General features: G+C 32.8%; 21 protein-coding genes. 12 read left to right on the forward strand and 9 right to left on the reverse strand.

What is annotated here, in order from left to right:
* Nucleotides 1-17 precede the first annotated feature (17 nt).
* Nucleotides 18-956: an endonuclease/exonuclease/phosphatase family protein gene (locus HB672_RS02525; RefSeq protein ID WP_167607213.1), complete on the forward strand. Its 939-nt coding sequence runs from the start codon at nt 18-20 to the stop codon at nt 954-956.
* Here the strand turns inward: HB672_RS02525 and HB672_RS02530 are convergent, their stop codons facing one another.
* Together HB672_RS02530 and HB672_RS02535 are read right to left on the reverse strand one after the other, a co-directional pair.
* Complete coding sequence (locus HB672_RS02530; protein WP_167607217.1) at nt 957-1,454, reverse strand: YciI family protein; 498 nt, start codon at nt 1,452-1,454, stop codon at nt 957-959. It abuts the gene before it with no gap.
* Nucleotides 1,454-1,924 (reverse strand): CYTH domain-containing protein, encoded by a 471-nt coding sequence (locus HB672_RS02535; protein WP_167607220.1) that lies wholly within the window; start codon nt 1,922-1,924, stop codon nt 1,454-1,456. Before HB672_RS02535 ends, HB672_RS02530 begins: the two co-directional genes overlap by 1 nt.
* A 91-nt stretch (nt 1,925-2,015) precedes the next feature.
* Between HB672_RS02535 and dinB the strand changes: the two genes are divergently transcribed.
* The 4 genes from dinB (at nt 2,016) to HB672_RS02555 (ending at nt 4,619) form a co-directional block, all read left to right on the forward strand.
* Complete coding sequence (gene dinB, locus HB672_RS02540; RefSeq protein ID WP_167607224.1) at nt 2,016-3,113, forward strand: DNA polymerase IV; 1,098 nt, start codon at nt 2,016-2,018, stop codon at nt 3,111-3,113.
* 123 nt (nt 3,114-3,236) lie between these two features.
* A complete protein-coding gene (locus HB672_RS02545) occupies nt 3,237-3,863 on the forward strand; it encodes a Crp/Fnr family transcriptional regulator (protein ID WP_167607228.1) in 627 nt (208 codons plus the stop codon).
* 76 nt (nt 3,864-3,939) lie between these two features.
* The gene (locus HB672_RS02550; RefSeq protein WP_167607231.1) at nt 3,940-4,152 is read left to right on the forward strand and encodes a DUF2892 domain-containing protein; all 213 of its coding nucleotides are present in this window, start codon (nt 3,940-3,942) and stop codon (nt 4,150-4,152) included.
* Between the two features lie 2 nt (nt 4,153-4,154).
* Entirely contained in the window at nt 4,155-4,619 is a 465-nt protein-coding gene (locus HB672_RS02555; RefSeq protein WP_244306567.1) for a hypothetical protein, read from the forward strand.
* A gap of 127 nt (nt 4,620-4,746) precedes the next feature.
* On the opposite strand, the gene pyk is transcribed toward HB672_RS02555, so the two are convergent.
* The 5 genes from pyk to HB672_RS02580 all read right to left on the reverse strand — a co-directional run bounded on the left by pyk (nt 4,747) and on the right by HB672_RS02580 (nt 9,033).
* The gene (pyk, locus tag HB672_RS02560; RefSeq protein ID WP_167607234.1) at nt 4,747-6,192 is read right to left on the reverse strand and encodes a pyruvate kinase; all 1,446 of its coding nucleotides are present in this window, start codon (nt 6,190-6,192) and stop codon (nt 4,747-4,749) included.
* Nucleotides 6,192-6,671 carry an IPExxxVDY family protein gene (locus tag HB672_RS02565; RefSeq protein WP_167607238.1) on the reverse strand — a complete coding sequence of 160 codons (480 nt, stop codon included), beginning with the start codon at nt 6,669-6,671 and terminating at the stop codon, nt 6,192-6,194. The genes pyk and HB672_RS02565 overlap by 1 nt, the downstream gene beginning before the upstream one ends.
* 110 nt (nt 6,672-6,781) lie before the next feature.
* Nucleotides 6,782-7,528, reverse strand: a complete 747-nt coding sequence (gene rnc, locus HB672_RS02570) for a ribonuclease III (protein WP_167607241.1) — start codon at nt 7,526-7,528, stop codon at nt 6,782-6,784.
* 7 nt (nt 7,529-7,535) lie between these two features.
* Nucleotides 7,536-8,786 (reverse strand): beta-ketoacyl-ACP synthase II, encoded by a 1,251-nt coding sequence (gene fabF, locus HB672_RS02575; RefSeq protein ID WP_167607244.1) that lies wholly within the window; start codon nt 8,784-8,786, stop codon nt 7,536-7,538.
* A gap of 13 nt (nt 8,787-8,799) precedes the next feature.
* A complete protein-coding gene (locus HB672_RS02580) occupies nt 8,800-9,033 on the reverse strand; it encodes an acyl carrier protein (protein ID WP_136840785.1) in 234 nt (77 codons plus the stop codon).
* Nucleotides 9,034-9,214: 181 nt separating this feature from the next.
* On the opposite strand from HB672_RS02580, the gene HB672_RS02585 reads away from it, so the two are divergent.
* Both HB672_RS02585 and HB672_RS02590 read left to right on the forward strand, forming a co-directional pair.
* Nucleotides 9,215-9,781: a phosphoribosylglycinamide formyltransferase gene (locus HB672_RS02585; protein WP_167607247.1), complete on the forward strand. Its 567-nt coding sequence runs from the start codon at nt 9,215-9,217 to the stop codon at nt 9,779-9,781.
* Nucleotides 9,774-10,415, forward strand: coding sequence for a ribonuclease H family protein (locus tag HB672_RS02590; RefSeq protein WP_167607250.1), 642 nt, complete (start codon nt 9,774-9,776; stop codon nt 10,413-10,415). Before HB672_RS02585 ends, HB672_RS02590 begins: the two co-directional genes overlap by 8 nt.
* A 2-nt stretch (nt 10,416-10,417) precedes the next feature.
* Here the strand turns inward: HB672_RS02590 and HB672_RS02595 are convergent, their stop codons facing one another.
* Nucleotides 10,418-10,963, reverse strand: coding sequence for a hypothetical protein (locus HB672_RS02595; RefSeq protein WP_167607253.1), 546 nt, complete (start codon nt 10,961-10,963; stop codon nt 10,418-10,420).
* Between the two features lie 193 nt (nt 10,964-11,156).
* Here HB672_RS02595 and HB672_RS02600 point away from each other — a divergent pair, with 193 nt between their 5' ends.
* Nucleotides 11,157-12,083: a PfkB family carbohydrate kinase gene (locus HB672_RS02600; RefSeq protein ID WP_167607256.1), complete on the forward strand. Its 927-nt coding sequence runs from the start codon at nt 11,157-11,159 to the stop codon at nt 12,081-12,083.
* Nucleotides 12,084-12,133: 50 nt separating this feature from the next.
* A complete protein-coding gene (locus HB672_RS02605) occupies nt 12,134-14,032 on the forward strand; it encodes an amidophosphoribosyltransferase (protein ID WP_167607259.1) in 1,899 nt (632 codons plus the stop codon).
* A gap of 518 nt (nt 14,033-14,550) precedes the next feature.
* Here HB672_RS02605 and HB672_RS02610 read toward each other — a convergent pair.
* Nucleotides 14,551-15,159: a superoxide dismutase gene (locus HB672_RS02610; RefSeq protein WP_167607262.1), complete on the reverse strand. Its 609-nt coding sequence runs from the start codon at nt 15,157-15,159 to the stop codon at nt 14,551-14,553.
* A 114-nt stretch (nt 15,160-15,273) separates the two neighbouring features.
* Here HB672_RS02610 and HB672_RS02615 point away from each other — a divergent pair, with 114 nt between their 5' ends.
* From HB672_RS02615 to HB672_RS02625, 3 genes are all read left to right on the forward strand, one after another.
* The gene (locus HB672_RS02615) at nt 15,274-18,408 is read left to right on the forward strand and encodes a UvrD-helicase domain-containing protein (protein WP_167607265.1); all 3,135 of its coding nucleotides are present in this window, start codon (nt 15,274-15,276) and stop codon (nt 18,406-18,408) included.
* A gap of 20 nt (nt 18,409-18,428) precedes the next feature.
* Nucleotides 18,429-19,622 (forward strand): glycine C-acetyltransferase, encoded by a 1,194-nt coding sequence (gene kbl, locus HB672_RS02620; protein WP_167607268.1) that lies wholly within the window; start codon nt 18,429-18,431, stop codon nt 19,620-19,622.
* A 125-nt stretch (nt 19,623-19,747) separates the two neighbouring features.
* On the forward strand, nt 19,748-21,115 hold the full coding sequence (locus tag HB672_RS02625; protein ID WP_167607271.1) for an OmpA family protein: 1,368 nt from the start codon (nt 19,748-19,750) through the stop codon (nt 21,113-21,115).
* Nucleotides 21,116-21,161 lie beyond the last annotated feature (46 nt).

A 21,161-nucleotide genomic window follows, 5' to 3' on the forward strand; every position in this document is an offset into this window, starting at 1 on the left:
CTCTAAAACAATAACTTATGCCTGCGTTTCCAAAACCTAACTTCGTATATAATTTTGACCTCAATGCTGAACTTCAACATTTAATTAATCATAAAGTCACGCGTCAAGTTCCAGAAAAATCTGATGACAAATTACTCATTGCTACTTGGAATATTGCTAACCTCGGGCTTCAAGATAGATGGAACGAACACTACAAACTTATTGCCGAAATTATTAGTTGGTTTGATGTGATTGCCATTCAGGAAACCAATGATAATCTTATAGGTTTAGATAACATAGAGTTGGAATTACCTAATTACTACGATGTCATTTTTTCGGATAAAGGTGGTAATAATGAGCGTTCTGTTTTTGTGTTTAATAATGAAAAAGTGAGTTTATTGCAGCTTATTGGGGAGGTTTCAATTCCACCTAAAGACCATCGTCATATTAAATTAGCTGACGTAGATTCAAAATTTACTGGATTTGATAGAAATCCTTATTTATGTTCTTTTGAATGGAATAATGAAAAATTGATTTTTATAACCGTTCATTCATTTTTTGGAAGCGAAGCAAAAGCAGATATAGAACGAAGAGCCCTTGAAGCCTATGCCATTTCTAGATATGCCGATTTGAGAAAAAACTCGAAGTATGCTTTCTCTAAAAACATCATAACAATGGGAGATTTTAACATTCCAAAAGTAGAAAAAGGCGACCAAACTTATGATGCGTTAATGAAACGTGGTTTAAAACTTCCTGAGCATTCCACACAAATTTATTCTAACATAAACAACGACAAACAATACGATCAAATAGCGTTTCTTCCAGATTTAAAATCTAAAATTACAGCCCACGGTGTGTTTGATTTCGATAATGCTATTTTCCCAGATTTATGGCAAACGAATGTCTCGAATTTTAAAAAATATTTGAAGTATTATATTTCTGACCACAGACCAATGTGGATTGAATTGGAGTTGTAATTACCTCAACGGAAACCCTTTTGCTGCCCACCAAGGATGCATTTCTATTACTAAACGACCAGCTTTCACCATTGGGTCAGCATTTGCTAAACTATCTGCCATTTGTAATGTTGGCACATTGTAAATGGTAATACCGCTTATATCACTATCGTCCTCAAAAGGTCCAGAAATATCAGCATAACCAAGTTCGTACATTTTACCTAAATGAGCCATGTGTGCTGCTTGTAGTTTGTTGGCTTCCTCTTCTGGCTGAGAACGGTTTGGTCCTTTTTTTAAAAACGCAATAAAATACTTCTGCATGATGACTGTGTCTTGCGTTTTTTCATCTACATAATCAAAAAGCTCAAAGCCTTTGCCTAATAGCTCTTCTTTTAACTCTTTAGTAGATTTTCCTTTGTTTTCTATTGGCTCTTCAACAACTACAAGATTGTCTTTTGTTTCACTTTTACATGCTACAAAAACCAATAGAATTATAATGCTCAAAATTCCTTTTTTCATTATTCCCAAGTATTAAATGGTTGTTTACTCAATTGTGAATTATAATATCTTATGTTTCCTGTGACTTCTTCTCCCAGCCATTCTGGTTTTGTAAAGGTTTCTTCTTCTGTTTCTAATTCCACTTCTGCAATCACTAAGCCTTCATTGTCGCCATAAAATTCATCTACTTCAAAAATATGGTTATTAACCTTTACCTCAAAGCGTAATTTATCAATAACACCTTCCACACAAAACTCTAACAAAGCTTTTGCATCCTTTTTTGAAATATCCTTTTCCCATTCAAAACGTGATAAACCATCATTGGACGATAACCCTTTGACTGTTAGCATACCTTTATTATCTTTTAACCTTATTCTAACTGTTCTCTCAGGATCACGATTTAAAAATCCTTGTATGATTCTAAATTTTTGATGTGATTCTTCTTTAAAAGCATCAGAGGTTACTAAAAATTTACGTTCTATTTCTATCATAATAATGTCCACAAATTTGGGTATCTCATTATTGTTATTTAAATCTCAAAAATGAGATACCTGCCTTCTCAGGAATTCATAAATTTACACTATGTCAAACGATTTACCAATAAGAAAAATTATTCATGTGGATATGGATGCATTTTATGCCTCTGTGGAGCAAATGGATAATCCTAAGCTTAAGGGGAAACCACTTGCTGTTGGCGGCGGAGGAAAACGTGGTGTGATAAGTGCTGCGAGTTATGAAGCACGACAATTTGGTGTAAAAAGTGCCATGTCTGGAAACTTAGCTATTAAACTATGCCCAGAACTTATTTTTGTGAGACCTAATTTTGAACGTTATACTGAAATTTCTAAACGAATACGGAAGATTTTTTTTGATTATACCGATTTGGTTGAGCCTCTATCATTAGATGAAGCCTACTTAGATGTAACACAAAACAAAAAAGGAAATCCAAGTGCATCATTAATTGCCAAAGAGATTAGACAACGTATTTTTGAAGACGTTGGATTGACAGCTTCCGCAGGTATTAGTGTCAATAAGTTTGTGGCAAAAATTGCAAGCGATTATAATAAACCTAATGGACAGAAAACCGTAAATTCTGAAGAAATTATTGAGTTTTTAGAGGATTTAGACATCAGGAAATTTTATGGTATCGGAAAAGTAACAGCTGAAAAAATGTATCAAAAAGGAATTTTTACTGGAAAAGATTTAAAATCAAAATCAGCAGACTATCTAGAAAAACATTTTGGAAGGTCTGGAAAATCCTATTACTACATTGTTAGAGGTATTCATAATAGCGAAGTGAAACCTCACAGGATTAGAAAATCGTTAGCAGCCGAACGTACGTTTTATGATAACCTTACAAGTGAAGTGTTTATGCTTGAAAAACTAGAGCATATTGCTGAAGAAGTTGCCAAACGCTTAAATAAAAGTAAAGTAGCTGGAAAAACAATTACCTTAAAAATAAAGTATAGCGATTTTACCTTACAAACGCGTAGCAAAACGTTGCCTTATTATGTAAGTGATAAAGACATTATTCTAGACACTGCAAAAAATTTGTTGTATCAAGATACGTTAAAAGAATCGGTTAGATTATTAGGTATTTCGCTCTCCAACTTAAATACCGAAACCAAGAAAAAGCCTGAAACCGAAAGCGTGAGTGTACAATTGAAGTTTGAATTCTAATCTACTTATTATTTGACTTTATTTGAAAAAACAGCTACTTTCGTTTAAGGTCATGTATCAAATATTAAAACGACTTCATACACGCATAAGTTGTATTTAACCTAAAAATCCAAGGAACAATCAATGGAATTTGATAAAAAAATATTGTCTTTTTTAAAACCAAAATTATTAGATGAGTTATTAAAGGAATCGACGCTTAAAGAATTCTCAAAAGGCACTGAAATTTTAAGAGAAGAACAATATGTAAAAGTTTTACCTATAGTGATTAATGGACTTGTAAAAGTTTATTCTAGATTTGATGAAAAGGAATTACTGCTTTATTATATTGAGCCAGCTCAAAGCTGCGTAATGACTTTTTATGCTGCCCTGAAGAACACTCCAAGCAAGGTTTTTGCAACAACTGAAGAAGATTCTAAAATTCTTCTAATTCCTGTACAGTATTTACCAAATTGGCTTAAGGAGTACCCTGGTTTTAATGACTTATTTTATAACCAATTTAATTTACGCTATTCTGAGCTTTTAGACACAATTCGTCATTTACTATTAGACAAAATGGATAAGAGACTTTATGACCATCTTAGAAAGAAATCAGACTTAACCAAAAGTAACTCTGTAAAAATGAGTCATAGCCAAATAGCAAATGAATTGGGAACTGCACGTGAAGTAATTACTAGAGTATTGAAAAAACTTGAAACTGACGAAAAAGTTATTCAAAATGCAGGTGAAATAAAAATTATTAACGAGTGGTGACCACAGTCACTGCATACATCTATTATAGTACTTACCTTTGTAGAGCAATAATGCCACAATATTTTAATTTAAAAAGATGAAAAAAAACATGGGAAGTGCAGATAGAATTATTAGAATAATAATCGCTGCAATAGTTGGAATTCTTTATTTTACAGGAATCATTTCGGGAATCTTAGGCCTAATCCTTATAATTCTTGCAGGAATTTTCGTTTTAACTAGTTTAATTAGTTTTTGCCCACTTTATGCACCATTTGGTATTCATACCTGTGCTTTAAAAGAAAAAATATAATTATGAAAAAAAGGATTTATTTCAGCTTTTTAGTAATGCTATGTTTCTCGTTAATGTCTTTAACATGCTCTAATGACGATGAAAATGTAAACGATAATAACCAACAAATATCTCAAATTGAAAATATTGTTGAATCTGGAACTTGGCGTATAACGAATTATATAGATTCGGGAGAAAATGAAACATCAGATTTTACAGGATATAATTTTTCATTTAATTCTGATGGTTCTCTTATTGCTTCAAATGGAACAAATACTTTAACTGGTACTTGGTCAATTACAGATGACAGTAGTAGCAGTGACGATGATATTGATTTTAATATTTTCTTCCCTGTATCTGATAATAATGATTTTGAAGATTTAAATGACGATTGGGATATAATATCAAATACCTCTACTAAAATAGAACTCATTGATATAAGTGGTGGAAATGGAGGTACTGATAATCTGACTTTTGAAAAAAACTAAGACAGTAAACAATAGCGGTTTATGTTCTTACTTAAACCGCTTTGCTTTAAACAAGTATCTTAATTACCGAAAAGTTAGCGTTCATTAATCCACAACTAATAATACACAATCTACGTTAAACAAAACTTTAAAAACTACAACTAGTAATCTCAGTAACACGTAATGTGTTTACCATCCCTTTATCTTTTATTGGCATTGCTGCTAAACTAATAAGCATATCGCCTTCTTCTAAATACCCTTTTTTACAGGCAATGGCGTTTACATCTTCAATGGTTTCGTCGGTACTTACAAACTTGTCGTAATAAAAGGCATTCACTCCCCAGAGCAAGCTGAGTTGTGTTAATATGTTTTTATTGGAAGTAAATACTAAAATATGTGCATCTGGTCGCCATGCCGAAATTTGAAACGCTGTGTAACCACTATTAGTTAATGTAGAAATGGCCTTTGCACTTATCTCATTAGCCATATTTGCAGCGTGGTAACAAATAGATTTGGTAATGTATCTATTTGTACGAATATGAGGTGGTTCTTGTGGTACAGAAATTAAATGCGAATCCTCAACGCTTTTAATAATATTAGACATTTGTCTTATTACTTGCACAGGATAGCTCCCAACCGATGTTTCACCAGAAAGCATTACAGCATCGGCACCATCCATAACCGAGTTGGCAACGTCGTTAACTTCGGCTCTTGTTGGTGTTAAGCTATTAATCATGGTCTCCATCATTTGTGTAGCAATAATCACTGGGATTCTTGCTTTTTTAGCACGCAACACTAATTGCTTTTGAATCAATGGGACTTCTTCTGCAGGAATCTCCACACCTAAATCACCACGAGCTACCATTAAACCATCACAATACGCCACAATTTTATCAATGTTTTCAACAGCTTCTGGTTTTTCGATTTTGGCGATAATTGGAATTTTATGCGCACTATGTTCTTTGATAAGTTCTTCTAATTGCATTAAGTCTTCGGCATGACGCACAAAAGATAAGGCAATCCAATCTACCTGTTGTTCAATTGCAAAAATCGCATCTTCAATGTCTTTTTGGGTTAACGCAGGTTGAGAAATATTTGTGTTTGGAAGGTTAACCCCTTTTTTAGATTTTAAGGGCCCTCCTTGTATCACCTTAGCAGTAACTTCACTTTTCTTATCCGTTGAAACCACTTCGAAAATTAGTTTTCCGTCGTCTAATAATATGCGCTCTCCTGGTTTTGCATCTTGCGGAAATCTGTCATAGGTCATGTATACACGATCCTTTGTACCTTCAAATTTTTTACCTGTAGAAAATATTATTTCATCACCTTCATTTACTATAACTTCCTCCTGCATTTTGCCCACACGCAATTTAGGGCCTTGTAAATCGCCTAAAATTGCGGCATTGTAACCATATTCTTCATTCAACTCTCTAATAAGGTTAATTCTAGTTTTTACATCGTCATAATTAGCATGTGAAAAATTAATACGAAACACATTAACGCCTTCATCTAACATTGCTTTAAGTGTTTCCTTTTTGCTTGTTGCAGGTCCTAAGGTTGCAACTATTTTGGTCTTTTTTCTTTTATTGGTCATTAATTAAAAATTAAATTGTCTTTAGATTTTAACTGCGAGGCATCAATGCTAAATACAGCTGCTATCTGAGATATTTTTTGAATTTTGTGAATAATTTTTTTTTCGTCTATAAAATTTCCATCATTATCAATTTTCAACAAATAATTCACTTTTTTATATTCTGGAATTAAATTATATGTCCTTAATATGTTGCTTTGCGCTTCAAATAATGATCCTGTATTTGCAATACTTTCTTCTTTTTTACAAATATTAGATACCAAATTCCAAATCATTTGTTGCTTTTCATCTTCCCATTCAAAAATAGAAAATGACGAAGCGGTATATTGAACATCTAAGTCTTGAGGTTTTCTTTGTAAATTTATTTGAAGCTGTTTATTTAAAAGGTAAGCAACTCGATAGTCTTCAATTGTGCAATGAATTGCTAAAAGAGAATATGTTTCAGTATCAAAATCATCAACAAGTAGCTTGTGTAACGCCATAACCTTTAAATTATGAAATGTAAATATAGCATTTTAACACTATAATTGACTATAGTTTTTTATTACTTAACAATTAAATAGCACGAAAACGTTTTAGTTCTGATCTAAACTTAAATAGCTCTGGAAATTTTTCCTTGCAAAGCAAAAAAAGCACGTTTTGATGCTTTCTCTTCGGCTTTCTTTTTGGAAGTAGCTCTAGCTTTAGAAATTATTTTATTATTTATTGAAAGCTTTACGGAAAAATGTTTTAATTGATCATTTCCTGTGTCCTCATACACATTATAGCTAAAGTTTTTCTTTTCTTTTTGGCACCATTCAATTAATAAGCTTTTGTAACTAATAACCTTACCTTCTAACTTTTCTATATCTACGTGAGGTGTAATAACACGTTTGAAAATAAATTTCTCACAAGCAGCATAGCCTTTATCTAAAAAAATAGCACCAACCAAAGCTTCAAATAAATTACCATGAATATTATTGCCAAAATTATCTGTTGGAATTCTACTTACAACCAAATCTATAAGGTTTAACTCTTTTCCCAATTCGTTAAGATGCTCTCTACTCACAATTTTAGAGCGCATTTTTGTTAAGTAGCCTTCATCGCCTTGAGGTACTTCTTTAAACAAATGTGTTGCAATTACTGCACTTAACATGGCATCTCCAACAAATTCAAGTCGCTCGTAATTTATAGCAATACCATCATCATCACGTATATTCATAGATCTATGAGTGAAGGCTTTTTTATAGAAGTTGATGTGTTTCGGTTGAAATTCTAATATCTTTTGTAATTGAATAAAAAAATTCCCGCCTTCATCAGAACGGGAATTTTTTTTCAATATGTTACGAATGAATTTCATTCGGGATTTAATCTAATTTCTTGAATAATACACAAGCGTTGTGTCCGCCAAATCCAAATGTATTACTCATTGCTACTTTAACTTCTCTTTTTTGTGCTTTGTTTAGAATTAAATTCAAACTAGGGTCAATATTCTCATCAACCGCAGAGTGATTTATTGTTGGTGGTATGATACCATGTTCTATTGCAAGAATTGATGCAATAGACTCAATAGCACCAGCTGCACCTAATAAATGACCAGTCATGGATTTAGTAGAATTTATACTAATGTTTTTAGCATGCTCTCCAAACACTTCACTAATCGCTTTTAACTCAGCCACATCACCTAAAGGTGTCGATGTGCCGTGAGTATTTATATGATCAACTTCAGAAGGAGAAATTCCAGCATTTTCTAAACAATTTCTCATTACAGCCATAACACCAATTCCTTCAGGGTGAGGAGCTGTCATGTGATGAGCATCAGAAGACATTCCGCCTCCAACAACCTCAGCATAAATCTTAGCACCTCTTGCCTTAGCATGTTCGTAATCTTCAAGAATAATAGCTCCTGCTCCTTCGCCTAATACAAAACCATCTCTGGTTGCATCAAATGGTCTAGAAGCTGTTTCTGGGCTTTCATTTCTTGTTGATAAAGCATGCATAGCATTAAAACCACCCATTCCAGCAATGGTTACTGCTGCTTCACTTCCTCCAGTAACAATAACATCACAATGTCCTAAACGTATATAGTTTAAAGCATCGATCATTGAGTTTGCTGAGGAAGCGCATGCAGATACCGTTGTATAGTTAGGTCCCATAAATCCATGTTTAATAGATATGTTTCCTGGTGCAATATCTGCAATCATTTTAGGGATAAAAAACGGATTAAATCTTGGTGTTCCATCTCCTTGTGCGAAGTTTAAAACTTCGTTTTGGAATGTTTCCAAGCCTCCAATTCCTGCTCCCCAAATAACACCTACTCGTAGTTTGTTTATTTCATCTAAGTTTAGCTTAGCATCTAAAATAGCTTCATCTGAAGCTACCATTGCGTACTGTGCAAACCTATCCATTTTACGAGCTTCTTTTCTATCAAGAAAATCTGTAGCGTTAAAGTTTTTTAATTCACAAGCGAACTTAGTTTTGAACTTTTCAGTATCAAAATAAGTTATAGGTGCAGCACCACTTTTACCATTAACAAGGCCATCCCAATATTCATCTTTGGTATTTCCTATAGGTGTAAGTGCTCCTAACCCAGTAACTACTACTCGCTTTAATTCCATAAATAAATGTTACTTATTTAGCGTCTTCAATATATGATACTGCTTGACCTACTGTTGCAATGTTTTCAGCTTGATCATCTGGAATTTGAATATCGAATTCTTTTTCGAACTCCATAATTAATTCTACAGTGTCTAATGAATCTGCTCCTAAATCGTTTGTGAAGCTAGCTTCAGTTACAACTTCGTTTTCATCAACACCTAATTTGTCTACGATAATCGCTTTTACTCTTGATGCAATGTCTGACATAATCTTTAAATTTTAAGTTTTAATTAGATGGCAAAAATAAAAAACTTTATTTTAAAAATCACTTTTACCGATAAAATGTGCTTTTAATTTATTAAAATCGGTATAAGTATTTTTGTTTTACCCTAATTGTTAATTATTATTCTTTTTTTTGTTTGAATAATATAACATTGATTGTCTGTAAATGAAACGAATTGTAATCTTTGCTTCCGGAAGTGGAACTAATGCTGAAAATTTAATAAAGTTTTTTCACAACAGAGAAAATGCTTCTGTTATTCAAGTATTAACTAACAATCCTCATGCCAAAGTTATTGACAGATGTAATAATTTAAAAACCAGCTGTTTGTGTTTTAATAGAACGGCTTTTTACAAAACATCTCATGTGTTGGATATTTTAAAAAATACCAACCCAGACCTTATTGTTTTAGCAGGGTTTTTGTGGAAGTTTCCAGAAAATATTTTAAATGCATTCCCTAATAAAGTTATTAATGTGCATCCTGCTTTATTGCCAAAATATGGCGGAAAAGGCATGTATGGAAGCTATGTTCATAATGCTGTTGTTGGAAATAATGAAAAAGAAACAGGTATTACAATTCACTATGTGAACGAACATTATGATGAAGGCGCTATAATTTTTCAGGTAGAATGCGAGGTTTTACCTACGGATTCAGCTAAAGATGTGGCTGCAAAAATTCATGAATTGGAGATGGAGCATTTTCCGAAAATTGTGAATTCTCTTTTAGATGAGTAAGAAAATGAAAAAATATTACACCGTTTGGAAAGGCCAAAAAATAGGCGTATTTGAATCTTGGGACGATTGTAAAGCACAAATAAAAGATTTTCAAGGCGCTCAATATAAATCATTTGCAACTTTTGAGGCTGCAAAAAAAGCTTTAAAAGGTAATTATAAAGACTATATTGGAAAAGCTAAGAGATTTAATTCAGAGCTCTCTGAAGCACAACTTAAAAAAATTGGTCAACCTAATTATAACTCTATTGCTGTTGATGCAGCTTCTAGCGGAAATCCAGGAAAAATGGAATATAGAGGTGTAGACACCAAAACCAAGAAGCAACTATTTATTCAAGGACCTTTTGAAGAAGGTACCAATAATATTGGTGAATTTTTAGCTTTAGTACATGGTCTTGCTTATTTAAAACAGCGAAATAGTAATCGTATTATTTATACGGACTCCAGAACGGCATTGAGTTGGGTGAGGAAGAAAAAATGCAATACAAAACTTAAGCCTTCGGAAAAAAACAAAGATATTTTTGAATTGGTAGATAGAGCTGAAAAATGGTTAACAACAAATAACTACACCACAACTATTGTGAAATGGGAAACCAAAGCTTGGGGAGAAATTCCTGCAGATTTTGGTAGAAAATAACCCTACTGCCTCCACTTTAACCAAACAGTTAATATAAGATCTGTAACATTTCCGCCAGCACTCCCAATTCTAGCAATTAAATATTCTCCAGCATTTATATCTATGTTTAAAGCGGTATTAATATATTCACTAGCAGCGAGATTATAAATTGTTGAACTTACAAAACCTGCTCCATTCCTAATCTCTAAAGAAAACTGTTTAGTGCTATTGCCTCCACGAGCTCTTGCAGAAATATGTACTATAGTTGCATCCATTGGAATAAATGCACCACTGTTTTGATTTCCAAAGTTACCCATTAAACGTAATACTTCATTAGTCCTACTACCTGTTCTACCATAAAGCAACGTGGTGCTTTCGATACTTAACCATTTTGCTCTGGTTAAATCGTACATATACAACTTATCACCTATAACAGATAATTGACCATCTGCTGTTCCAACCGGTGCTGTTTGCGGATTTATTTCCAGGGCGGGAATCCCTGTATTTGAGGTCTCAATTTCTAATTCGGATGTAGGGTTAGTTGTACCGACACCCACCTGACATAGCATAATGTTAGTACTAAGACACAGAAATAGTGTCATAGATCTGGATATTTCCATCTAAAATATATAAATTAATAACAATTGACACTGCTAAGATAAAAAAAAATAATGTAACCGTTTCTTTTAGAATACAGTACGTAATTTTGTAGTGTTTTATAATTAATCATATTATATTTGCACTGGATTTTTAAACCACTTTATGAGTAAATTAGTAATTGTAGGGACTGTAGCTTTTGATGCTATTGAAACTCCTTTTGGAAAGACTGATAAAATACTTGGTGGCGCAGCAACCTTTATAGGTCTAGCAGCGTCTCAATTTCATGTTGATTCTGCAGCAGTATCTGTTGTTGGAGGAGATTTTCCAAAAAAATACTTAGACCTTCTTGAAGATAAAAATATCGATATTTCTGGCATAGAAATAGTAAAAGAAGGTAAAACCTTTTTCTGGAGTGGCTTATATCACAACGATATGAATTCTCGCGACACACTTGCTACAGAATTAAATGTATTAGCTGATTTTCAACCTGTAGTTCCTGAAAACTATAAAGACGCAAAAGTAGTTATGTTAGGAAATCTTCATCCTTTAACACAATTAAGCGTTTTAGAGCAAATGAATGAAAAACCTAAATTAGTAGTATTAGACACTATGAATTTTTGGATGGATAACGCGCTTCAAGATTTACATAAAGTGATGAAAAAAATTGATGTTATCACAATTAATGATGAAGAGGCTAGACAACTTACTGGAGAATACTCATTAGTAGTTGCAGCAAGAAAAATACATGAAATGGGACCACAATATGTGGTTATAAAAAAAGGAGAACATGGCGCTTTGTTATTTCATGACGACAATGTGTTTTATGCACCAGCGCTTCCGCTAGAAGAAGTGTTTGACCCAACAGGGGCAGGAGATACGTTTGCTGGGGGTTTTGCAGGCTATTTAGCTAAAACCGAAGACCTTTCTTTTGAGAATATGAAAAATGCTGTGATTTACGGTTCAACATTGGCCTCTTTTTGTGTGGAAAAATTTGGCACTGAACGCATGGTGAATTTAGAAAACGAAGAAGTTCACAAACGACTTCAAGAATTTAAGGCCTTAACACAATTTGAAATAGAATTAACATAAACCAACGCGCTCATAAATAGAGCGCGTTTTTATTTTTATAAATAACAGCAATGAGCGACGCTTTAAAACACGAATGTGGAATTGCCCATATTAGACTTTTAAAACCCTTAGAATATTACAAAGAAAAATATGGTAGTGCCTTTTATGGTGTGAATAAAATGTATCTGTTAATGGAAAAACAGCACAATCGTGGACAAGATGGTGCTGGTTTTGCCAGTATTAAGTTAGATACCAGTCCAGGTGAACGGTACATAAGCAGAGTACGCTCCATACAACAGCAACCTATTCAAGATATCTTTGCTCAAATTAACGAGCGTATTAATAAAGAAATTACCGAAAATCCAGAATATGCAAATGATGTTGCTTTACAAAAAAAGCACATCCCATATATTGGTGAAGTATTACTAGGGCATGTTAGATATGGAACATTTGGTAAGAATAGCGTAGAAAGTGTACATCCTTTTTTAAGACAAAATAACTGGATGCATAGAAACCTAATTATGGCAGGAAACTTTAACATGACCAATGTTAAAGAGCTTTTTGGCAACTTAGTGGACTTGGGACAGCATCCTAAAGAATATACCGACACTATTACCATTATGGAAAAAGTTGGTCACTTTTTGGATGATGCTGTTAGTAAAATTTATAAAAATTTAAAGAAAGAGGGATATAGTAAAAGCGAATGTTCGCCATTAATTGCTGAGCGCTTAAATATTGCTAAAATCTTAAAAAGAGCAGCAAAAAATTGGGATGGAGGTTATGCTATGGCTGGTTTAATAGGTCATGGTGATTCGTTTGTACTTCGTGATCCTGCTGGAATTCGTCCAGCATATTATTATAAAGATGATGAGGTTGTCGTGGTGGCTTCAGAGCGCCCAGTAATTCAAACAGTTTTTAATGTTGATTTTGATGATGTAAAAGAGCTAGATCCTGGTCATGCTATTATTACAAAAAAATCTGGAGAAGTTGCTATTAAACAAATATTAGAACCTTTAGAAAGAAAAGCATGTTCGTTTGAACGTATTTATTTTTCAAGAGGAAGTGATGCTGAAATTTATAAAGAACGAAAATTGCTTGGTAAACTCATTATGCCAAAAGTACTTGAGTCTATAAACAATGACATAAAAAATTCAGTCTTTTCATATATCCCAAATACTGCAGAAACATCCTTTTTTGGAATGATTGAAACAGTCGAGGACTTTTTAAATAAAGAAAAAACTAAAGCTATCTTAAGTGGTGGTGGTAAAATGTCGGCAAAACGAGTTACAGATATTTTATCTGAGCATCCAAGAATAGAAAAAATAGCAATTAAGGATGTAAAATTGAGAACTTTTATTACCGAAGATAGTAGTCGTGACGATTTGGTGGCACACGTTTATGATATTACATATGGTGTCATAAAACCAGAAGATAATCTAGTAATAATAGATGATAGTATTGTTAGAGGAACAACTTTAAAGAAAAGTATTCTAAAAATGATGGATAGATTACGTCCTAAAAAGATAGTGGTGGTTTCATCGGCTCCTCAAATACGTTATCCTGATTGCTATGGTATTGATATGGCTAATCTTGAAAGCCTTGTCGCTTTTAGAGCAGCTTTAGAGCTTTTAAAAGACATTAATAGTTTTGATACAGTTGAAAAAGTTTATAATAAATGTAAAGCTCAAGTTAATTTAGAAGATAAAGAAGTTGAAAATTTTGTAAAAGAAATATACGCTCCTTTTACTGATGAGCAAATTTCTGATAAAATATCTGAACTTTTAAGTGACGATTCTTTAAATGCTGAGGTTAAAATAATTTTTCAAACAGTAGAAAACTTACATAAAGCGTGTCCAAAGAACCTTGGAGATTGGTATTTTACTGGCAATTACCCAACTGTTGGAGGTAACAGAGTGGTTAACAGAGCTTTTATTAATTTTTACGAAGGAAATAAAGAACGTGCATATTAGCGAAAAAATGTGTTTTTGGTCTTTTTATCTATAAAATTAGGTCTTTAAACTAAAAAAAATGCAGTTCGTCTAATATTTATAGCCTTTCACCAAATTACATATACTTTAGTATCACCATAACATAAGTAGGTTAAGTTCATGGTAGATTTGGGGCAAAAAAAGGTGAACTCTCGTTCACCTTTTTTTATGCGCATAACTTAAATCCTAACTTACTGAAAATAAAATTTTTACCTCTGCTTTTTTGAGCTAATTTCCTCCTATCTCTTGATATACGCTGTTTTCCAAGAATCACTGTTAGACTAATTTATAAGTATTTTATCTAATAAATTAAATTATTAGAAATAAACGCCCTTATATTTACATCACCATAACATAAGTAGGTTAAGTTTATGGTAGATTTGGGGCAAAAAAGGTGGACATCTCGTTCACCTTTTTTATTTTTATATACCTACTATTTTTCAATAAAAAAGACAACCTAAATTAGGTTGCCTTTTAAATAGTATAATAAACTATTATTTTTATTTAGCCTCAGCATAACGCCTTTCAACCTCATTCCAATTAATTACATTAAAAAACGCTTCAATATAATCTGGTCTTCGGTTTTGATAGTTTAAATAGTATGCGTGCTCCCAAACATCTAACCCTAAAATTGGTGTACCACCACATGATACTCCTGGCATTAATGGGTTATCTTGATTTGGTGTTGAGCAAACCTCAACTTTTCCTCCTTTATGAACACATAACCAAGCCCAACCTGAACCAAATTGAGTTGCAGCCGCTTTGCTAAAAGCTTCAACAAAAGCTTCCTTAGAACCATAGGCTGCTTCAATAGCATCTTTCAATTCTCCAGATAAATATCCTTTTCCTTCTGGATTCATTACATCCCAAAATAATGAATGGTTATAAAATCCTCCACCGTTATTTCGTACTGCACCATTGTTCATATCTAAATTAGTAAGGATATCCTCAATAGATTTTCCCTCTAAGTTTGTTCCTGCAATGGCTGCATTTAATTTAGTTGTATAACCATTGTGGTGTTTTGAGTGATGGATTTCCATTGTGCGTGCATCAATATGAGGCTCTAAAGCATCGTAAGCATATTTTAATTTCGGTAATTCGAAAGCCATAATTTTAAGTTTTTATATTAATATTTATTTTCAAACCAAATTTACAATAAAGCTTTAAGTTTTATATAATTAAGTTATTAAGTTTCCTTATTTTGGTATAAAAATTTTCTTTTCTTGAACTCACCTTCATTTAATATATATAATGCTTCTGCTGGAAGTGGTAAGACCTATACCATAGTAAAAGAGTATTTAAAAATACTGTTTAAATCGCCTTATAAAGATACTTATAAAAACATACTCGCCATCACATTTACTAATAAAGCTGTTGGGGAAATGAAAGAGCGAATTATTGATATGCTCAAAATATTTTCTTCGGAAGCGGTTATTGAAAACCCTAATAGCATGTTTACGGATATTTGTGTAGACCTTAATATTAGTCCAAAAGAGCTCACTAAAAAAGCTCAAGATATTTTAGAAAACATTATCCATAACTATGCTGCTTTTGACATTTCAACCATAGACAAGTTCACGCAAAGGGTTATTAGAACATTTGCTTACGATTTACATCTTCCCTTAAATTTTGAAGTTGAACTGGATACAGACACCCTTTTAGCAAAAGCTATTGATAATTTAATTGCTCGTGCAGGAACAGAAAAAGAGCTTACAAAAACCTTGATTGACTTTGCCATTGAAAAAGCTGATGACGATAAAAGCTGGGATGTAACTTATGATTTTAATCCAATAGCCAAGTTGTTGGTCAATGAAAACCATGTGCCTTATGTTGAGCTGCTAAAAGACAAAACCTTAAAAGATTTTAAATCGCTAAAAAAATTCGTAAAAGAAGAACTCAAAAGGACTTCTAAAATAATACAAGAAGAATCACAAGCTGTTTTAACTCTTATAAATGAAGCTGGTTTAGAGTATAACGATTTTAGTAGAAGTTCTCTTCCAAATTACTTCATTAAATTAATCAACAAAGATTATAAAGTCTCTTTCAATTTAAATTGGCAAAGAGATTTGATTAAAGGAGGGACTCTTTACCCTAGTCGAGTTACACAAGATGTTTCAAGCATTATTGATAATATACAACCAGAGCTAATTTCAGGATTTTTAAAGACAAAACAAGGTGTTGTTAATTATATTTTTCTACAAAATTTTTATAACAATATTACACCTCTTTCTGTGCTTAACGAAATAAGCAAAGAGGTAGCTAAAATTAAGGAGGACAAAAATATACTACTTATATCGGAGTTTAATTCAATCATCAGTAAGCACATCAAAGAGCAGCCTGCTCCATTTATATATGAACGTATTGGCGAAAAATTTAAGCATTATTTTATTGATGAGTTTCAAGACACTTCTAAAATGCAATGGCAAAATTTAGTACCTCTTCTAGAAAATTCATTATCAGGTGAAAATGGCAGTGTGATGCTTGTTGGAGATGCAAAACAAGCTATTTATAGGTGGAGAGGTGGAGAAGCAGAACAGTTTATTGATTTATATAATGGCAACAACCCTTTTCATCTTGAATCGAAAGTAGAAAAACTCCCTGTTAACTATAGAAGTTATAAGCAGATAATAACATTTAATAATGCTTTTTTTAAACATTTATCATCCTTTGTTTTTAGTGATAATGGCTATACCGAATTATACCAAAACAGCCATCAGGATACGTTTAAAAACAATGAAGGCTATGTAAATATTAACTTTTTAGAACTTAGTAGAGAGGATGATAAAGACACCGAATATCCAAAAGAAGTATTAAAAACCATAAATAATTGTTTAGAGAATGGCTTTGACCTAAAAGACATTTGTGTACTTGTAAGGAAGAAAAAGGAAGGCGTAGCTATTGCTAATTATTTGTCGGAATGTGGCATAGATATTATTTCTTCGGAAACATTGCTTGTTGGTAATTCTCCTGAAGTAGCATTTATTATCAATCTTTTAAAGTTTATACTTGAACCAAATAATCTTCAGGTAAAAATAGAGGTTCTTAGTTATACTGCAACTCATAAGCTTCAAGTTGATGATATACATTCATTTTATAAAGAGTTTATTGCACTAAACATCAATGACTTCTTTTTAAAGTTCAATACCCTTGGCTTTAATTTTAACTACAAAGAAGCGCTTCAAACTTCAGTTTATGAAGTTATAGAAACAATAATTTATGGGTTCAAACTTGTGGATATATCTAATGCCTATGTCCAATTTTTCTTAGACTATGCTTTGGATTATGTAAACAAAAAGAATTCTAATTTGGCTGATTTCATTACTAGCTTCGAAACAAAAAAAGAAACTTTAACTATTGTCTCTCCCGAAGGTCAAAATGCTGTTAATATTATGACCATTCATAAATCTAAAGGATTGGAGTTTCCCGTAGTTATTTTTCCTTATGCCGATTTAGATATTTATAAAGAAAATAACCCTAAAGTTTGGTTCCCGTTAAATCCTGAAAAATATCAAGGTTTTAAAGCTGCTTATTTAAATTATAATAAAAACATTGAAACTGTAAATGAAGATGGAGAAATCTTATATGCACAACATCAATCGGAATTAGAATTGGACAACATTAATCTTCTTTACGTTGCCTTAACAAGACCTATTGAGCAGCTGCATATAATAAGCAATAAAAAGCTTCCTAAAAATGGTGCCGAAAATCTAAACAGCTACAGTGGTTTATTTATAAATTATTTAAAGCACGTTAATCAATGGAATGATAATCAATCACACTATTGTTTTGGCGAACAAAAAAGAATGCCTATTCCTGATGAAAAAGTTGTAGCATCCCAAAAACAACAAGCGTTTATTTCAATTCCAAAAAAAAATCATGGTATTAATATTATAGCAAATTCAGGTTACCTTTGGGATACTAGTCAAAAAGATGCTATTGAAAGAGGGAATCTGATTCATGGTATTATGTCTCAAATAAAAACCAAAGACAATATCGATTTTACCATAGAAAATTTTATTTCGGAAGCAATAATTAACCCTTCTCAAGCAATAGAATTAAAAACAGTCGTTGAAAATATTGTCAATCATCCTTTACTAACATATTTGTTCAGTCCAGAGGTAACTGTTTACAATGAAAAAGATATTATTACAAAACAAGGAGAGATATTACGTCCTGACAGAATCGTAATAAATACTAAAAACGAAGCTACAATTGTAGATTACAAAACAGGATCTCCTAATAGCAGCCATGTAAAGCAAATAGAAACGTATAGTAGCGCTTTAAGAGACATGTTATATAACGTAAAAAAGGGAATACTAATTTACACAAACGATTCTATAGAAATAAAAGAAGTGTAACTTTGCAAAAAAATAAAATCATGTACGGAAAAATAAAAGAACATTTACAAAAAGAAATTCAAGATATTAAAGATAACGGCCTTTATAAAGAAGAGCGCATAATAACCTCAGCTCAAGGTGCCGAAATCACTCTAAACACAGGAGAAACCGTTTTAAATTTTTGTGCCAACAACTATTTAGGGTTATCAGCGCATCCCGAAGTTATTCAAGCTGCGAAAGACACTATGGATACTCATGGTTTTGGAATGTCGTCTGTACGTTTTATTTGCGGAACGCAAGACATACACAAAGAATTGGAGCAAAAGATTGCAGATTTTTATGAAACTGAAGACACCATTCTTTACGCAGCTGCTTTTGATGCAAATGGAGGGGTTTTTGAACCTCTTTTAAGTGCTGAAGACGCTATAATTTCAGATTCTTTAAACCATGCTTCAATTATTGATGGTGTTCGTTTGTGTAAAGCGGCAAGATATCGTTACAAAAACAATGATATGGTTGACCTTGAAAAGCAACTTCAAGACGCTAATGTCAATGGAGCTCGATTCAAAATTATTGTTACAGATGGTGTGTTTTCAATGGATGGCTTAGTAGCGCCTTTGGATGAAATATGTGATTTAGCAGATAAGTATGATGCCATGGTCATGATAGACGAATGCCATGCAACAGGTTTTATAGGAAAAACAGGAAGAGGAACCTTAGAAGAAAAAGGTGTTATGAATCGTATAGATATTATTACTGGAACCTTAGGAAAAGCCATGGGAGGTGCTATGGGAGGTTATACTACTGGTAAAAAGGAAATTATAGAAATGTTACGTCAGCGTTCTAGGCCTTACCTTTTTTCTAACTCATTAGCTCCAGCAATAGTAGGAGCATCAATAAAAGTATTTGACTTACTTGCTAATGACACAACTTTGCGTGATAAATTAGAATGGAATACAAATTACTTTAAAAAAGGAATCAAAGACGCTGGTTTTGATATAGTTGATGGCGATTCGGCGATTGTTCCAGTGATGTTGTATGATGCCAAATTATCTCAAATAATGGCTAACAAATTACTTGAAGAGGGCATTTATGTTATTGGCTTCTTTTTTCCTGTAGTACCAAGGGAAAAAGCTAGAATTAGAGTACAGTTGTCTGCAGCTCATGAAAAAGAACATTTAGACAAAGCAATTGCTGCCTTTATTAAGGTAGGGAAAGCACTTGAAATTGTTTAGAACCTTTATAGATACTGACATTTTAATTTAAAAAAGGCAATATTTTCCTATATTTGTCTTTGTTAATAAATTTTAACAACTTACTTTTGCTTACAATTAACACTTAAAATTAAAAATTATAGAATATGAAAAATCTTAGCAGATTAATGTTCGCTTTGTTGCTAGTAATTGGTTTTAGCAACGTAAACGCACAAGACGAGAATAATCCCTGGCAAATAAGTGTAGGGTTTAACGCCGTTGATTTTTATCCAGTTGGAGACAATGCTCCTCTTGGTGGAACATTTGAAAAGTTCTTTGATACAGATCATTACAACATGTTACCAACTCTATCTACTATTTCAATTTCGAAATATTTAGGAGATGGCTTCTCATTAGGTTTTATTGGGTCTCTTAATAAGATCAACTCTTTTGGTGATTCTGATGTAAACGGATTAGCTTATTATGGTACTGATGGTATCATTAAATATAGCTTAGGTGAAGCATTAAACTGGAAAACTCTTGAGCCTTATTTAGCCGTTGGTGGTGGTTACACTTGGATTGATGATGTAGGAGCTGGAACAGCAAACGGTTCTTTTGGATTAAACTACTGGTTTAACGATAATATTGGTGCTACATTACAATCTAGTTATAAGCATTCTTTTGAAGATTATTTAGCCAAACATTTCCAACATTCATTAGGGCTTTCAATTAAATTTGGAGGAAAAGATACTGATGGTGATGGTATCTACGATAAAAACGATGCGTGTCCTGAAGTTCCTGGTTTAGAAGCTTTCAATGGTTGTCCAGATAGCGATGGTGATGGTATTGAAGACTCAAAAGATACTTGTCCTAACGAAGCTGGTTTAGCTGAGTTTAATGGTTGTCCAGATAGCGATGGTGATGGTGTATCAGACAATAACGATAACTGTCCTAACGTTGCTGGTTTAAAATCTTTAGCTGGTTGTCCAGATGCTGATGCTGATGGTGTAGCTGATAAAGATGATAGATGTCCTAACGAAGCTGGTCCAGCTGCAAATAATGGTTGCCCTTGGCCTGATACTGATGGTGATGGCGTTTTAGATAAAGACGATCAATGTCCTAACGAAGCTGGTACAGCTGCAAATAATGGTTGTCCAGAAATAGTAGTTCCAACAGTTGAGGTTCAAAACCAATTAACTGAGTATGCAAGAACTATTAACTTTAATACTGGAAAATCTTCATTTAAATCTGGTACTGAAGAAACTTTACAAGCAATTGCTGCGATATTAAAAGAATATCCAAAAGCTAACTTTACTATTGAAGGTCATACCGATAGTACTGGTGGTAAAGCTTTAAACCAAAGGTTATCTGAAGCTAGAGCAAATGCTGTTATGGATTATTTAGTAAATAACGGTATCTCTGCTGCAAGATTATCTGCAAAAGGATTTGGACCAGATATGCCTATAGATAGCAACAGAACTAGATCTGGTAGAGCTGCAAACAGACGTGTTGAAGTGAAGCTTGCAGACATGTAATAAAATATATAATTCAATTATATAATAAAAACGCTCCGAAATTCGG

It is taken from the genome of Gaetbulibacter sp. S0825 (assembly GCF_011777505.1).
In the GTDB taxonomy this organism is placed as follows: domain Bacteria; phylum Bacteroidota; class Bacteroidia; order Flavobacteriales; family Flavobacteriaceae; genus Pontimicrobium.

What these genes read in the sequence shown, in the direction of transcription:
- dinB (WP_167607224.1), top strand. Translation starts at nt 2,016, where the DNA reads ATGTCAAACGATTTACCAATAAGAAAAATTATTCATGTGGATATGGAT.
- HB672_RS02535 (WP_167607220.1), bottom strand. Translation starts at nt 1,924, where the DNA reads ATGATAGAAATAGAACGTAAATTTTTAGTAACCTCTGATGCTTTTAAA.
- HB672_RS02550 (WP_167607231.1), top strand. Translation starts at nt 3,940, where the DNA reads ATGAAAAAAAACATGGGAAGTGCAGATAGAATTATTAGAATAATAATC.
- fabF (WP_167607244.1), bottom strand. Translation starts at nt 8,786, where the DNA reads ATGGAATTAAAGCGAGTAGTAGTTACTGGGTTAGGAGCACTTACACCT.
- pyk (WP_167607234.1), bottom strand. Translation starts at nt 6,192, where the DNA reads ATGACCAATAAAAGAAAAAAGACCAAAATAGTTGCAACCTTAGGACCT.
- HB672_RS02530 (WP_167607217.1), bottom strand. Translation starts at nt 1,454, where the DNA reads ATGAAAAAAGGAATTTTGAGCATTATAATTCTATTGGTTTTTGTAGCA.
- HB672_RS02590 (WP_167607250.1), top strand. Translation starts at nt 9,774, where the DNA reads ATGAGTAAGAAAATGAAAAAATATTACACCGTTTGGAAAGGCCAAAAA.
- HB672_RS02600 (WP_167607256.1), top strand. Translation starts at nt 11,157, where the DNA reads ATGAGTAAATTAGTAATTGTAGGGACTGTAGCTTTTGATGCTATTGAA.
- HB672_RS02595 (WP_167607253.1), bottom strand. Translation starts at nt 10,963, where the DNA reads ATGCTATGTCAGGTGGGTGTCGGTACAACTAACCCTACATCCGAATTA.
- HB672_RS02525 (WP_167607213.1), top strand. Translation starts at nt 18, where the DNA reads ATGCCTGCGTTTCCAAAACCTAACTTCGTATATAATTTTGACCTCAAT.
- HB672_RS02610 (WP_167607262.1), bottom strand. Translation starts at nt 15,159, where the DNA reads ATGGCTTTCGAATTACCGAAATTAAAATATGCTTACGATGCTTTAGAG.
- HB672_RS02585 (WP_167607247.1), top strand. Translation starts at nt 9,215, where the DNA reads ATGAAACGAATTGTAATCTTTGCTTCCGGAAGTGGAACTAATGCTGAA.
- HB672_RS02580 (WP_136840785.1), bottom strand. Translation starts at nt 9,033, where the DNA reads ATGTCAGACATTGCATCAAGAGTAAAAGCGATTATCGTAGACAAATTA.
- kbl (WP_167607268.1), top strand. Translation starts at nt 18,429, where the DNA reads ATGTACGGAAAAATAAAAGAACATTTACAAAAAGAAATTCAAGATATT.
- HB672_RS02625 (WP_167607271.1), top strand. Translation starts at nt 19,748, where the DNA reads ATGAAAAATCTTAGCAGATTAATGTTCGCTTTGTTGCTAGTAATTGGT.
- HB672_RS02545 (WP_167607228.1), top strand. Translation starts at nt 3,237, where the DNA reads ATGGAATTTGATAAAAAAATATTGTCTTTTTTAAAACCAAAATTATTA.
- HB672_RS02565 (WP_167607238.1), bottom strand. Translation starts at nt 6,671, where the DNA reads ATGGCGTTACACAAGCTACTTGTTGATGATTTTGATACTGAAACATAT.
- HB672_RS02555 (WP_244306567.1), top strand. Translation starts at nt 4,155, where the DNA reads ATGAAAAAAAGGATTTATTTCAGCTTTTTAGTAATGCTATGTTTCTCG.
- rnc (WP_167607241.1), bottom strand. Translation starts at nt 7,528, where the DNA reads ATGAAATTCATTCGTAACATATTGAAAAAAAATTCCCGTTCTGATGAA.
- HB672_RS02605 (WP_167607259.1), top strand. Translation starts at nt 12,134, where the DNA reads ATGAGCGACGCTTTAAAACACGAATGTGGAATTGCCCATATTAGACTT.